This is a genomic window from Arcicella sp. GW822-FHT02H01 (assembly GCF_058802005.1).
Window position 1 is genome coordinate 1,592,290 of the sequence record NZ_JBXANT010000001.1, and the last position, 14,813, is coordinate 1,607,102.

Here is a 14,813-nt window from a genome sequence, read left to right on the forward strand (position 1 = left end):
TTTATGTTTCATAAATAAGCAAGCAATATATTTAAAGCTTACCCTTTTGTTAGCAAAAATCATATCTTATGATAATTACTAAAAATTAATATCGCTTGTTTCTATAGATTAATTAACTAAAAATGATACCTTAAATTAGAAATATCGGAAACAAAAGAATCAGACTTTAATTCAGACTCCTCTTTAATACTAAAACACTTAAAATTATGAAACCTTCAAATGAAATTCAATCTCTTCGTTCTGCTTTTTTTGATAATGCTGAGCTACATTTTTTACTATTTGATAGTGACTTGCACGTATTGGATGTTAATGAATCTTTGCTTAAACATTACCATTTAGACAGAGAAGTATTAATTGGGAAACATATATTCGAGATTTCTCCGAATGCTAAAGAGAGAGGCTTGCATGAAAAATATATGGAAGTAATACGTACTGGTAAGCCTATCATTATAGAAGAAAGCGTTACTCACCCCATCCATGGCAATCAAAGTAATCGATTAAAAGCCTTTAAGGTGGGTAATGGCGTTGGGGTAACTGCCTCCAATATTACTGAATATAAAAATGCCATCGAATCATTAGAAGTGTTTACATATAGGCTCTCCCACGATATTAAAAGCCCTATCTCAAGTATTTTAGCACTAACAGCGCTTACTCTTGATGAAGAAGAACCGATTGATTATACTACCTTAAAGACTTATTGCGGATTAATTCATGAAAGTGCAAGTAGATTGTTGGAAACCGTAAAACAAGTAAATCAATCTTTGAAAATTCAAAAACAGGCTCCCTCCTTTGAATTGATAGATTTTTATACTGTAATTAATGAGGTAAAAAAATCCTTGGCTAGTATGGAAGGTTACAATCATATTGACTTTGTAGAAAACATAGCATATCCTTTTGATTTTTATTGTGACAAAACCATCATAGTCTCATTATTTCAAAATATTATTGATAATGCCATTAAGTATAGAAATATTAATAAAGAAGATTCTTTTCTAAAAATAGAAATTTCAGGGGATAATAGTTTGATAAAGATTGTTTTCTATGACAACGGTATTGGTATTAAAAAAGAACTCCAGAAAAACATCTTCAAGTTATTTTATCGTGCTACGAAACAATCTGAAGGTACCGGGCTTGGACTTTATACCTTAAGGTATCTAATAGAAAAGCTAGGAGGTTTGATTGCTTTTGAAAGTACAGAAGGAATTGGCACTATTTTCAGAATTACTTTACCTAATAAAACTAATAGTATTGCATTATAACAAACATATGAAATTTAATAGTCTTAGACCCATCCTGTGGACGAATCAATTAATTGAAACAATTGATTTTTATACCAAAATATTAGGCTTTGCTGTAGCTGAACAAAATGAAACATGGGGATGGGCTTCTCTGTACAAAGATGGAGTAGAAATTATGCTGGCTAAACCCAACGAGCATATCCCTTTTGATAAGCCTGTTTTTACGGGTAGTTTTTACATCAATACCGATAAGGTGGATGAACTTTGGGATGAATTAAAAGATAAAGTAGAGGTGTGTTATGAAATTGAAGAGTTTGAGTGGCAAATGCGGGAGTTTGCTATTTATGATAATAATGGGTATTTGATTCAGTTTGGGCAAGATATTATTGACAAGATGTAGATTGATTATTAAAAGATTTTTTTATTTACCTCACCCCCAACCCCTCTCCTTCAGAGAGGGGAGCAAACTTTGTTACTTAAAGCTCCCCTCTCTGAAGGAGAGGGGTTGGGGGTGAGGTTTGGAGGACAGAAAACAAAGAGTACAATCCTACAATTTTCTAAATACCAAATCTAACTTAATAGGTATCTCATCAGCGATTAAATCGTCTTTAATCGTTGAAATAAAATTGGGTGTTTTATAAGTGATTCCCCATCTGGAACGATAGATACTCAAATCACCTTTGGCAACAACATTATCTTTACTAACATTAATAAAAGCTGTAAAGACAATTTGGTTGGAGATACCCTTCATAATAAAATTCCCCGTTACCGAATATTTATTAGGCTGAGCCGTTGGTTGGACTTTAGTGATGATAAAATTCGCTTGTGGATACTTGCTGACTGCAAAAAAATCCTCTGCTTTTAAATGTTCCTCTAAATTCCGTTGTCCTTTTAAATCTTTTTGGTCGGTATTTTTGATGCTGTTCATATCAATGACAAAAGTGCCTCCTTGTATCTTTCCATCATTTGAAACAATCATATTTCCAGACGAAAACTTTAAAGTACCTTCATGTCCTCCATAACCAAATGCGGGCGTACCTTTCCAAAAAATCTGACTTTCGGTAACTGACAAATTGAATTTTTGTTGAGCATAACCTGATAAATAACCAAACAACAAGAATAAGGTGATAAGTTTTTTCATAGTAAACAGGATTTAGAGAAAGAATATTTTAGCTATCGGTCAATTACCTATTCAACCGTGATTTCATTATGGGGTAAGGCATATTGGTCAGAACTGGTTAATAAAACTATCGTATCCCCTTTTTTGCATTTTGTCAACACGTTTTGAATATCAATATTGGGAAACACTTCTTTAAAAGAAAGCTTTATCGTTCCTGTTTTTTGGTCTTTGATAGCGATGCTAAAAGGTATATTATTAATAGCCTTTGCCTTATCCTGTGATAGTTCAACAGTACTGACTGCCAAAGAACCTTTGGCATTTAATGAAACCTTACATTTTGATAAATTATCATATTTCTCAACAATCATTTTGCTATTTAAGAAGGCAGCGGTGCAGTCAGTAAATGTACTTTGTGCTAGCAAAGAATGAGAAAAAATAAGTAACGAAAAGATGAGTATTTTTTTCATGATGATTACGAAAGTTTTAGGATATATTTATCGATTACTATTAGGGTGCGACTTAAGTCGCACCCTAATAGTAAGTAAGATTTGAGTAACCGTTTTTACACTTCAAACCTTTTTCCTTATTCACTTACTTTATTAGCATCAACTTGTTTATCTGTACTAGCTAATAAAACTGATGCGTCCTTCTTTTTGCAGGTAACAGGAACATTATTAATATTAATTTTTGGGAAGATTTCATTAAAAGAAAGCATCTTTTGTACTAAATTTTGGTCTTTGATAGCAACACGGTAAGGGAAAGTAGAAGTAATTGCTTTCGTTTCTTTTTTTGATGATTCAATAATAACCGTTTTAACAACTGTTTTGGCTTTTGATGATGGCTTACAACATTTCTTTGCATTAAACTTTTTAACCATTGTTTTACTATTAAACAATACGTCTGAATAATTTTTAGCAGGTGTCTCTGCTACTAAAGCATAAGAAAATAGCATAAGTGAAAGGGTGAGCATTTTTTTCATGTCGATATTTGTTTATGTTTGAATTAACTGACACAAACCTATCTAATGGAAGGTGGTAGGTAGTAAATCAAATGTAAAAAAGTGTAAAAGCCATGTAAATACAATTGAAACAAGCTATTTATCCTTTAAATTGCCCCTGATTATGAAAACAAAATTTTATATACTATCTGCCGTGCTAGTGATTGGGTCGTTATTTTTTATGGCTACTACTACCACTAAAAATGACGACTATGCAGAAAAACACCTGATAGTGGTGCTACGCGACATTGGGCATCAGTTACTATTACATGCTAAGGACTCAACGTCTCGAGTGTTGCCCATCAAGAAAATCAAAGACAATACTTTCCAGATTACTTTTCAGAGCAATTTTACCTTTGTGTCTGATACGCTTGTAAGCTTGGTAGATAAGAAACTAAAAACGACTAATTTACCCACAGAATACATCGTAAATGTGATAGATTGCGGTAATAAGGAATTGATTTTTGCCTACGAAGTAAGTATTAAAACGGACAATATTTTGCCTTGCTTGGGTAGAAAACAACCCGTAGGGTGCTACATGATTCAAATTGAGTTTTTGAAAACAAAATCACTCAGTCTTTACAATTATCTATTGCTGTTAATTCCTTTGGGTATAGTCGGGTATTTTATGCGGGGTAACTATTTTAACCGTAAACAAAGTACTACCCCTCCTCCACCGCCTATTTTAGATTATACTAGTATCGGTAAATATGCTTTTTATCCTGATAAAAGTATCTTGAAGTGGGATGATGAAACCATAGAACTGTCTGAACGAGAGGCAAAACTATTAGCAATATTTGCCATCAATCAGAACCAATTGATTGAAAGGGAACGACTTTTGAAGGAGGTCTGGGAAAATGAGGGCATATTTGTGATAAGTAGAAACCTAGATGTATTAGTATCGAAACTTCGTAAAAAATTGCAGAAAGATGACCTTGTAAAAATTACTAATCAGCATGGGAAAGGGTATAAATTGGAGGTAGGAGTGTAAAGTTTTCAATCCTTATTACTAGCGAGGGACTTAAGTCCCTCGCTAGTAATAAGGATTGAAAAAATACTCATGGCATGACTTGAAGTCATGCCATGAGTGACAGCATTTTTATTTAATTAGTCGTAGGCTTCTTAACCTTCAGTTCATCTGGAGCATCCTTTGTATAAGTTTTGAAGGTTGATTTATAGTTTTTATCAAACAATGCCTTTATTTCTTTGATATCCACCGAAGAAGATGGATTGAATCGCTCGGAATTCATATATGTTTTCAAGCTGTATAATAATTGACTAGCGACAAAACGTTTGTCAGGGTCTGAACTTAAATCGGCACTTGAAATAATCAGTTTACCTTTTCCTACTTTAGCTTCTAAGATTAATCCCAATTTACGGTTCAAAAACCAAGTATCTATCGGCTGAACAATAGGGCGAAAGCCTGCTGGAAAACTATCCAATAACATCACCTGCGAACGATTCACGATTTCCCACCATTGCAAATTACTATGAAACTCTGTAGGGAAGTTTTGGAACGCAGGATGGGCTGGGTCGACTAAAAATCCTAAAGTATGTGGCGGACGCATCTTAAACCAAGAGGTATTCCAGAACACAGGTTGGAAATAGTTGACTACTTCTTTGCCTTTTTCTACTTTCCCTGCGGCTTCTAAAAATACTTTCCCACCATTTTGTAAAACCTCCTCAGCCTTGGCATCCAACTCTTTACAGAAATAAATTTGGTCGGTATTAATAGTAGGTAGCGTTTGTGGATATACCCAAAACTCCCAATTATTTTTAAAGTTGGTATCGTCAATTCGTACTTCAAATACTAATTTCTGAGCCTTCTCAATGCTACTCAATGGAAAAGTCACATTACCGATATGGAAATTGTTTCCAATCGGAATATTCGTTTTATCAAATTTCCCTTTGGCAATTACTTGCTTATTTCCATCCAGAATTTGCCATGAAATTGTTGCATTTATTAGGGCTTCTTTCCCAAAATGATACATTTCAATATTGGCTTCAAAGCTTTCTGAGTTCTTGTAAACAAACTTTGGAATACGTGCCAAAGGAACGGTGGTATTACAAAACTGGGCAAATTCTGGCTGGGTAATGTAGCCTTTTTCTTCCCAGAATGAATCTAAGATACCAACCAGTGCTGTTCCTTGACCAGAGTAGTCGTTTAGTCCCAACATCTGAATTCCTGCTGAAATAGGCGTTCTTAAAGCCATTTCTATTTCAGTTTTATAACTCAATGCTTGTAGTTTTCCCGAAGCCATGAAAAATTTCTCGCCAAGGTCTCCCATGTCTTTATCTTTTAGGTCTTCTTCAAAAAGCTCGTAGTTTTTAGCTTTATAAACCCCAGTATATTTTTTAATTTCCTTAAAATTCGGGAATACACACCATTGTCCTAACTCATGTGTTAGATAGGGTACTTTAAAATCTTTTACTTTATCCGCAAAATCTTCATTACTACTCGGTAGCTTGTTCCAAGGTAAGCCTCTTGGCCCCGATTTAATCATGTATTCATTGGAAGGGACTAAAGGCCAGCTCATGGCTACTGATGCTCCAGTGTACTTACGACGAGGGTCTTTAGTCTTCCAATAGTTTATGAATTTGGTTAGGTAATCTACTTGTTTGCCTCCTCTTGGCTCATTTCCATAAGCCAACATACAATAAGAAGCATAATTTCCATAGGCTTTTGCCATACGGTTGGTTTCGTCCATGATAAATTGGTCGATAGGATGTCCATCGCCTAAAGACGAACCATGATTGGCCCAACTTGGGCCTTCGGGTTGTAAATAAATACCCACGATGTCGGCTGCTATAAAAGCCGCTTCTGGTGGACAGAATGAATGAAAACGAAAATGGTTTAATCCATAAGCCTTGGCTGTTCTAAACACTTTTTCCCAAGATTTTACATCCATTGGTGCATAGCCCGTTAATGGAAACTGACAGTTTTCTACGGTTCCTCTGAGGAATATAGGGCGACCGTTAATTTCAAAACGAGTGCCTTTTATGGCAAAATCACGCATCCCAAACTGTACTTTTCGGGCAGACTGTACCTGTTTTTGTACAATGACTTCAGCAGATAGATGATACAAGGCTGGGGTGAATTCATCCCAAGTTTGAAAATCATCACCCATCGGATAATCGATAGTAATGGTTTTTTCTTGGTCATCTATCTGGAAATCGGTTACGAGTAAATTGGGTGTGTGTGATTTAATGCTGTTAAAACTTTGGGCTTTTATTTTTATTTGCCCATTAATAGGCTTTTTGTATGCATTTTTCAAAACGATTTTTACCTGTGCTGAATGTTTTTTCAAATCAGGGTAAATCTGAATATCGTCAAACCAAATTTTACCTTCGGCTTCTAATTCTATTTTGCCTACTATCCCATTCCAGTTTCCTTGGGTATGGTCGGTCAAGCTGTGTGAATCTTTCCCTACATTAATGGCTTTGATACGGTTATCTACCCTGATAGAGATGGTATGCTTTCCAGTAGAAAGCTTATCGGTCAAATCAAAGGTTTGGGCAACACACATCGAGTTTTCTAAGCCTATTTCTTCATTATCAATCCAAACGCGGGTCTCAGTATGTGGTCTTTCTAAGGTCAGCACAATACGTTTATTCGACCAATTTTTAGGCACATTTACTTCTTTTTGATACCATGCTGCCCCAACATAATATTTAGCAGGTGTCAACCAAAAAGGAAACTTTAGGTTATCAGGTGTACGGTATTTAGCTAAATGCGGATTAAAATACCATGAGCTATCGTATATACTACCCGTCCACTGTGTATTAATCGTTACGCGGTTTCCCTTTCCATTTTCAAGCATCGAGCCTGGTAATTTGATGGTTTCGGGAAGTTTAGTATTAAACCATTTATCTTTTACGCCAATATCTGTTGAATCAGTTTTAAAACGCCAATCACCAGCCAATGAGATTTTCTGGGCAGAGACCATATTGCTCACCAGCAAGCATACAATAAAGCAATAATATTTAAACATAAGTTTGAAAGATAATTTTAATGATTTGTCGATTTAGGTTCTCTTTTTATATGATACAAAGCCTCGATAATAACTCCCTTTAGGTATAAGAAACCCTGCCGAACATACTCTCAGCAGGGCTTAGTCTTTACACCAAAAAATCTATTTTATAATGCTTTTGTTATTTTCAATCAAAAACAAGGTAGTCGAACTATCAAGGATATTGCTAAATGTTTCCGTTATGTTGGAAACACATACTGCCAATTTTGTAAATATTCTTATAAAGAAAAAATATTTTATAAAGAATCTCGTTGCTGAAATACAAATTTAAAATGTATAAATTTGATAACAAATATTGATTATCAAAGAAAAAACACTATCCTGTGCCTTCCTGCTATAGCGTCCTCACTAAACAAAGCAGGAAAGTTAAACACAATAACAATTTGTACTTTTACAATATTTACCACTAAGGTTGATATAGTGGAGATTATTTAATAGTATCTCACTTTTATAAGAAAAATACAACGATTTTAGCATGTCATCGTTATCGGGAACGTTGCCATAAAATCGTCAATGGTGTATTTCCATGAAATTGATATGCCAAAAAAATTGTATTTATTCAAAGTGGGTTTTGGCATTAATGTATTTTACCATTATTCAAACTGGAGAGCAAATAAGAGAGGCTTAAAAAAATATTTTTCATTTATTTTTTAAGCCTGCCCCAGTACTCGAAAATCATGGTTGATTTTTATCAGAATGTCTCTTCTAAAAAATTATATATTTTCAGAAAATATTACTAAACGCATGACATCACAGGATGCTTCAGGTAAGTCGTTGATTTTTCTTTGCAAGAAATAAAAACCATATTTGATGAAACAGCATAGATCAACAAAAGCCTTTCAAACTTTTTTTCTCTTATCAATTACTTGCTCTTTAAGTTTCGGACAAGCAAAGTGGAAACCAATCACGCAACAAACCAAACCTTGGTCACGCTGGTGGTGGGAAGGTAACGCAGTTAATCCCAAAGATTTAACGTATAATATGGAAACCTACCAGAGAGCAGGTCTGGGCGGTTTAGAGATTACACCTATCTATGGTGTAAAAGGGGAAGAATCGAAATTTATTGATTTTCTTTCACCAAAATGGGTAGAAATGTTCAAGCATACCTTGAATGAAGGTACTCGCTTAGGCTTAGGTATCGACGTTGCCAATGCTTCGGGCTGGCCTTTTGGGGGCAGATGGGTAACCCCAGAAGATGCTTGTAAGAGTGTCAATTTCAAAACCTATCAACTAAAGGAAGGTGAAAAGCTTTCGGAGGTGATTACCTTTCAGCAAGCTCCATTGCTACGCTATGTTTTGCCAAATAAAACAGAACTTTCTGCCTTAAAATACCCTGTTTCTAAGAATGAGAATCTCCAAGAATTAGCGATAGACCAAGTAAGATATGAAAGACCATTGCCATTACAAACCCTGATGGCGTATTCGGATAAAGGCGAGGTGCTCAATTTGACGGCTGAGGTTAGTGCTATGGGACAATTAAATTGGCAAGCCCCTAAAGGAAGTTGGAAGCTGTATGCTATCTTCCAAGGTTGGCATGGCAAATTGGTAGAACGTGCTGGACCAGGTGGCGAAGGCGATGTAATCGACCACTTTTCAGAAAAAGCCATTCAGAATTATTTAAAAGAATTTGATAAAGCCTTTGCGAACACGGATGTTTCGAGCATGCGTGCTTTTTTCAATGACTCTTACGAAGTAGACGATGCACGTGGACAGTCGGACTGGACAGAAAATTTATTCCAAGAATTTCAGCAAAGAAGAGGCTACGATTTAAGAAACTATCTCCCTAACCTTTTCAGTAAAGAAAATACAGATTTAAACCATAGAGTATTGTTCGACTACAGGACGACAATCGGAGATTTGATTCTGGAAAAATACACTGGCGAATGGGCTAAATGGGCACATGGACGTGGTAAAATTGTCAGAAATCAGGCACATGGTTCACCTGCTAATACCCTTGATTTATACGGATTGGTAGATATTCCAGAAATTGAAGGGACTGATTTATTGAGAATCAAATTTGCCTCATCAGCTTCCAACGTATTAGGCAAGAAACTAACGTCATCAGAATCGGCCACTTGGGAAAACGAACATTTCCTATCATCATTAAGCGATGTTAAAAAAGCATTAGACCTATTCTTGGTCGGTGGTGTAAACCATATCTTCTATCATGGGATTAACTATTCTCCTAAAGACGAAGCCTTCCCGGGTTGGTTATTTTATGCAGCCGTACACTTTACGCCACACAACCCTTTTTGGAAGAATTTCTCTACTTTGAATGGCTACGTAGCCCGTACACAGGCATTCTTGCAAGATAGCAAACCTAATAACGACGTATTGTTGTACTTCCCCATTACCGACCGCCTTACCGAACCTTCACATAAAGGTTTATTAGAACACTTTGATGGCGTAACACCAGAATTTAACGGAACAGACTTTAAAGAGGTAGCCCAAAAGATGATTGACCGTGGTTATGGCTTCGATTTTATCTCGGATAAACAAATTGCTAATCTACAATCTCAAAATCAGCAAATTATTACTGGTGGCGTTGCCTACAAAACAGTACTATTGGCAGAGAGCGAGCAAGTACCTTTGGAAACGTTGGAAAAATTGGTGCAGTTGGCAAAACAAGGTGCGACTATTGTTGTTCATCATAAATTACCTGCTGATGTACCGGGCTTAGGAAACTTAAACGAACGCAGAGCGAAATTCAAGGCATTGTTAGCAGTATTGAATTTTACCAAAGTAAACGACAAAGTAAGCCAAGCGAAGATTGGCGAAGGTTCGTTTTTATTAAGCGATGATTTAGAAGCCATGATGACTTACGCTAAAGTGTATCGTGAAACAATGACCGATAGTGGCTTGCAATTTGTTAGAAAAACAAGTGCTAAAGGTAACTATTACTTTATCAATAACAAATCTGGGAAACCTTTTGAAGGTTGGGTAAAATTGGAAGTTGAAGCAAAATCTGCGGCTTTGTACAATCCTATGACTGAAGCATTGGGCATGGCAAAGTTCAGAAACAGCAACGAAGTTTATTTGCAATTGGCTATAGGAGAATCGTGCATTCTTGAAACATTAAAAGCAGTAGAAAAAGGTGCGGAATATCCTTATTGGAAAGCAAGTGCTGATGCTGTGGAGTTGAAAGGTACATGGAAAATATCATTCTTGGATGGTGGACCAACTTTACCTAAAACACTTGAAACGACTAAGTTAGGCTCGTGGACAAAAGCAGGTAAGGAATATCAGGATTTTTCAGGAACAGCTTCATACCAATTGAATTTTGCGAAGCCTAAAACTGTTGCCAAAGGTTATTTGTTAGACTTAGGTAAAGTAGCGGAAAGTGCTTCGGTAACTTTAAACGGGAAATCATTAGGTACTTTATTAGGTCCAACTTACAAAGTTTTTGTGCCTACTACTTTATTAAAAGCACAAAATGTGTTAGAGGTAAAAGTATCTAATTCAATGGCAAACAGGGTAACGGCCTTGGAAGCACAAGGCGTAGTTTGGCAGAAGTTTTATAACATCAACGTATCGGCAAGACTAAAACAAAATCTAGGAGACAAAGGCTATTTTACTACTAAAAACTGGGAACCAAAGGAATCTGGATTATTAGAAAAAGTAACGTTAACGCCTGTGGAATCATTGAAATAAAGGTTTGAGACTGAGATACGTTGAATGCAGATTTGTATTTTCAACCATTTTAAACAATATATCAATCATGTTAAAACGTATCTCAATTTTTACTATTTACCTGTTTATCGCCACTTTTAGTAGCTTAACTTTTGCCAAGCCTCAATCGGAGTATTACGAAACTAGGGTATACAGTTTCAAAAGCGTAGAGCAGAAAAAGGTAGTAGAAGATTATTTCAAAGATGCTGCCATTCCTGCGTTCAATCGTTTAGGAATTAGTCCCGTAGGTGTTTTTAATGAAGCTGACCAGAAAGATGGCATTAAGCTATATGTATTGATTCCTTATAAATCGTTGGATCAGTTTAGCAAAATAGCGAGTAAATTATCGGCTGATGCGGTATATCAAAAAGCGGCAAAAGCGTATTTAGATGCCAATTTTGCCACACCAGCTTACGAACGTTATGAAAGTTCGCTGTCGGTAGCTTTTAAAGACTGGACGAAATTGAAAGCACCTACTACTACTGCACCAAAGGCTGAAAGAGTATACGAATATCGTTTGTACGAAAGCCACAGTGAAGTAAAAGGATTAAGCAAAATTCATATGTTCAATCAAGGTGGCGAAATCAATATTTTTGTAAGATTAGGATTTAATCCTGTGTTTTATGCACAGACTATCATTGGTGGCAAACAGCCTAATTTGGTGTATATGACCACTTTTGATAACAAAGCATCGAGAGATGAACACTGGAAGGCTTTCGGGGCAGACTCTGAATGGAATCGTATTAAAGGACTCCCTGAATACGACCACGCCATGACTAAAGCCGAAATCCATTTCTTAACACCCACAGATTTTTCACAAATCTAGATAGCGTTTATGAGTTTAAGGTTTTGATTCATAAACACTAAACTCATAAACTTTAAACCCTAAACTCAAAAACACTAAACTCAAAAAAATGCAAGAAATCGCTTTTACGATGAAGCTCAAAAAAGGATTTGAGCAAGAATACAAAAAACGTCACGATGAAATTTGGCCAGAATTGTCTGAGTTACTAGTAAAGTCTGGTATTACAGAATATGCTATTTATTTAGATGAAGCGTCTGGAATTTTATTTGCTGTTCAGAAAAGAGTAGATAATCATACTCTTGACGAATTACCAGAAACTGAAATCATGAAAAAATGGTGGGCATTTATGGGTGATATTATGGATACTAATCCAGATAACTCTCCTGTAGTTACCAATTTATCTTGTGTATATAGAATGTCTTAATGACAGATTTCCGAGTGCAGTTGTATCATAAAAAAGCACAGCTTTAATGTTTATCAATGTGAAGATTGATGACTTAATCTGTGCTTTTTTGATTCAGCGGGTTTATTTTTTCCCGCTGATTTACGTGGAGAAATTAAAAAATCTCCAAAATCTGCGATTGTTTATCTCTGTGAATCTGCGGGTAAAAAAATAATCCCGCTGATATACGCTGATTATTATCGCTGATTTTCGCAGACAAATAAAAATCATTTTTTAATTCACTAATTCTCAACTATCTAGTCTATGAAAAACCTAAAACTATTTTTCATTTGCATTTACGCTTTACTTGTTCAACATACTTTTGCACAAGGTAAAATCGACAGAAAGGCTTTGGTACAACGCCACACAGTTGTACTATCCAAGATTGACACCTTAGCATCATTGTCTGTGGGCAATGGAGATTTTGCTTTTACTACCGACATTACGGGTCTACAAACTTTCCCTGATTTTTATGCCAAAGGCATTTCATTAGGCACTCAATCCGTTTGGGGCTGGCATCGTTACCCCAATACAGAAAACTATAAAATAGAAGAGACCTTCAAAGAGATTAATTCGCACGGTCGAAAAATACCTTATGCCGTACAGGCCTCAAATAGTGAGCGCGCCAAGGCTGCTAATAACTTCCTCCGCCAAAATCCACATCGTTTACAATTAGGCAATCTCGGTTTTGAACTCTTCAAAAAAGACGGTTCTAGCGTAAAACCAAAAGATTTAACCAATATTCACCAAACATTGAATGTTTATACGGGTGAAATTACTAGTCAGTTTGCTGTCGAGGGCGTTCCTGTAAAAGTGATTACAGTTGCTCATCAACAAAAAGATTTGATTTCGGTAAAAGTGCAGTCTGAATTATTGAAAACTGGTCAGTTAAAATATCGTTTACGTCTGCCTTACCCAACCAACCAGTTTACAGATGAAGGAAATAATTGGAAGAATGCAGATAAGCACCAGTCTTCGTTGATGTTATCAACAGATAAATTTTTCGTTTTCAACCATCAATTAGATGATACTGAATACTTTATCAAAATAGAAAGTAGCCAGCCGTCGAAGGTACTACAAAGCGAAGCCCATTATTTTGTGGTGAGTCCAGATACAAAAGAAAACACGCTTGAATTCAGTGTAATGTTCTCTGAAAAGCTTCCAAAAGAAACAATTCCAAATTTTACCAACACTTTATTGAGTACAAAATCAACTTGGAGAACTTTTTGGAATACTGGGGGAGTCGTAGACTTTGCAGGAAGTACCGACCCAAGGGCAAAAGAGTTGGAGCGACGCATTATTTTATCACAATATCTTACCAAAATTCAGTGTGCTAACAACGAGCCTCCACAAGAAACTGGCTTGACTTATAATTCTTGGTTTGGCAAACCGCATTTAGAAATGCACTGGTGGCATGGTGTTCATTTTGCTTTATGGAACAGAACTGATTTGCTTGAAAAAAGCATGGGTTGGTACAAAAAAGTAGAGCCAGAAGCTAGAATCATTGCAGAGAGACAAGGTTTTGAAGGTGTTCGTTGGCAAAAAATGACCGACCCCGATGGTAAAGAAGCACCATCGTCGGTAGGAGCGTATTTACTTTGGCAACAACCTCATTTTATTACGTTTGCAGAATTGGCTTATCGGAAACACTTAGATAAAGCTACTTTAGAAAAGTATAAAGACTTAGTATTTAAAACAGCCGACTTTATGGCGTCGTATGCTTATTTCGATACTGAAAAAGGCAGGTATATTTTGGGCAAAGGAGTAATTCCTGCTCAGGAGCGTTTTAAACCCGAAGAGACTTTTAATCCGACATACGAGTTGGCTTATTGGCAATGGGCATTGACGACAGCACAAACTTGGCGTGAACGTTTAGGATTGAAAAGAAATGCTAAATATGATGATGTGCTGAAAAAACTATCTCCCCTACCCGTACAAGATGGGGTGTATTTAGCCACAGAAAGCGCTAAGGATTCTTATACTAATCCTGTGTTTTTAACCGACCACCCGAGTGTGCTTTGTACCTTAGGGATGTTGCCAGCAAGTACGATGTTGAACATGACAACCATGCAAAGCACTTTTGATAAAGTATGGAAAATATGGCATTGGGATGATACTTGGGGTTGGGATTTTCCGATGGTAGCCATGACTGCTACTCGATTGGGACAGCCAGAAAAGGCAGTGGATGCATTGATGATGGACATCAGAACGAATACCTATTTACCCAACGGACATAATTACCAAGATGCTCGCTTACGTTTGTATTTACCAGGAAATGGTGGCTTACTATCAGCAGTAGCCATGATGTGTGCAGGGTATGATGGTTGTAAAACAGTTAATCCCGGTATTCCTAAAAATGGCAAATGGAAAGTTCGTTGGGAAGGGCTGAAGAAAATGTATTAAGCAATTGTTATTTAGTGAGTTAGCGATTGAGTGAATGAGTGATTTTTATAATAAGTTTGTTTTCAATCTCACAATGTACAATCACTAAATCACCATTCACTAAATCAC

The 14,813-nt window shown here is 36.2% G+C and carries 11 protein-coding genes; 7 read left to right on the forward strand and 4 right to left on the reverse strand.

The window, feature by feature from the left end:
• The first annotated feature begins 206 nt into the window (after positions 1-206).
• Positions 207-1,259 (forward strand): PAS domain-containing sensor histidine kinase, encoded by a 1,053-nt coding sequence (locus tag AC1RNE_RS06830; protein ID WP_492800273.1) that lies wholly within the window; start codon positions 207-209, stop codon positions 1,257-1,259.
• Positions 1,260-1,266: 7 nt separating this feature from the next.
• Positions 1,267-1,638, forward strand: a complete 372-nt coding sequence (locus AC1RNE_RS06835; RefSeq protein WP_492800274.1) for a VOC family protein — start codon at positions 1,267-1,269, stop codon at positions 1,636-1,638.
• 147 nt (positions 1,639-1,785) lie between these two features.
• On the opposite strand, the gene AC1RNE_RS06840 is transcribed toward AC1RNE_RS06835, so the two are convergent.
• The 3 genes from AC1RNE_RS06840 to AC1RNE_RS06850 form a co-directional block, all read right to left on the reverse strand.
• Positions 1,786-2,379 (reverse strand): YceI family protein, encoded by a 594-nt coding sequence (locus tag AC1RNE_RS06840; protein ID WP_492800275.1) that lies wholly within the window; start codon positions 2,377-2,379, stop codon positions 1,786-1,788.
• A 47-nt stretch (positions 2,380-2,426) separates the two neighbouring features.
• Positions 2,427-2,825 carry a hypothetical protein gene (locus tag AC1RNE_RS06845; protein WP_492800276.1) on the reverse strand — a complete coding sequence of 133 codons (399 nt, stop codon included), beginning with the start codon at positions 2,823-2,825 and terminating at the stop codon, positions 2,427-2,429.
• Positions 2,826-2,941: 116 nt separating this feature from the next.
• Complete coding sequence (locus tag AC1RNE_RS06850; protein ID WP_492800277.1) at positions 2,942-3,337, reverse strand: hypothetical protein; 396 nt, start codon at positions 3,335-3,337, stop codon at positions 2,942-2,944.
• A 142-nt stretch (positions 3,338-3,479) separates the two neighbouring features.
• Here AC1RNE_RS06850 and AC1RNE_RS06855 point away from each other — a divergent pair, with 142 nt between their 5' ends.
• Entirely contained in the window at positions 3,480-4,346 is an 867-nt protein-coding gene (locus AC1RNE_RS06855; RefSeq protein WP_492800278.1) for a helix-turn-helix domain-containing protein, read from the forward strand.
• 112 nt (positions 4,347-4,458) lie between these two features.
• Here AC1RNE_RS06855 and AC1RNE_RS06860 read toward each other — a convergent pair whose 3' ends face one another.
• Positions 4,459-7,347 carry an exo-beta-1,4-galactosidase gene (locus tag AC1RNE_RS06860; RefSeq protein WP_492800279.1) on the reverse strand — a complete coding sequence of 963 codons (2,889 nt, stop codon included), beginning with the start codon at positions 7,345-7,347 and terminating at the stop codon, positions 4,459-4,461.
• A gap of 849 nt (positions 7,348-8,196) precedes the next feature.
• Between AC1RNE_RS06860 and AC1RNE_RS06865 the strand changes: the two genes are divergently transcribed.
• From AC1RNE_RS06865 to AC1RNE_RS06880, 4 genes are all read left to right on the forward strand, one after another.
• A complete protein-coding gene (locus tag AC1RNE_RS06865; RefSeq protein WP_492800280.1) occupies positions 8,197-11,037 on the forward strand; it encodes a glycosyl hydrolase in 2,841 nt (946 codons plus the stop codon).
• A 67-nt stretch (positions 11,038-11,104) separates the two neighbouring features.
• The gene (locus tag AC1RNE_RS06870) at positions 11,105-11,881 is read left to right on the forward strand and encodes an NIPSNAP family protein (RefSeq protein ID WP_492800281.1); all 777 of its coding nucleotides are present in this window, start codon (positions 11,105-11,107) and stop codon (positions 11,879-11,881) included.
• An 88-nt stretch (positions 11,882-11,969) separates the two neighbouring features.
• On the forward strand, positions 11,970-12,284 hold the full coding sequence (gene rhaM, locus AC1RNE_RS06875) for an L-rhamnose mutarotase (protein ID WP_492800282.1): 315 nt from the start codon (positions 11,970-11,972) through the stop codon (positions 12,282-12,284).
• A 282-nt stretch (positions 12,285-12,566) separates the two neighbouring features.
• Positions 12,567-14,705: a hypothetical protein gene (locus tag AC1RNE_RS06880; RefSeq protein ID WP_492800283.1), complete on the forward strand. Its 2,139-nt coding sequence runs from the start codon at positions 12,567-12,569 to the stop codon at positions 14,703-14,705.
• Positions 14,706-14,813: the final 108 nt, after the last annotated feature.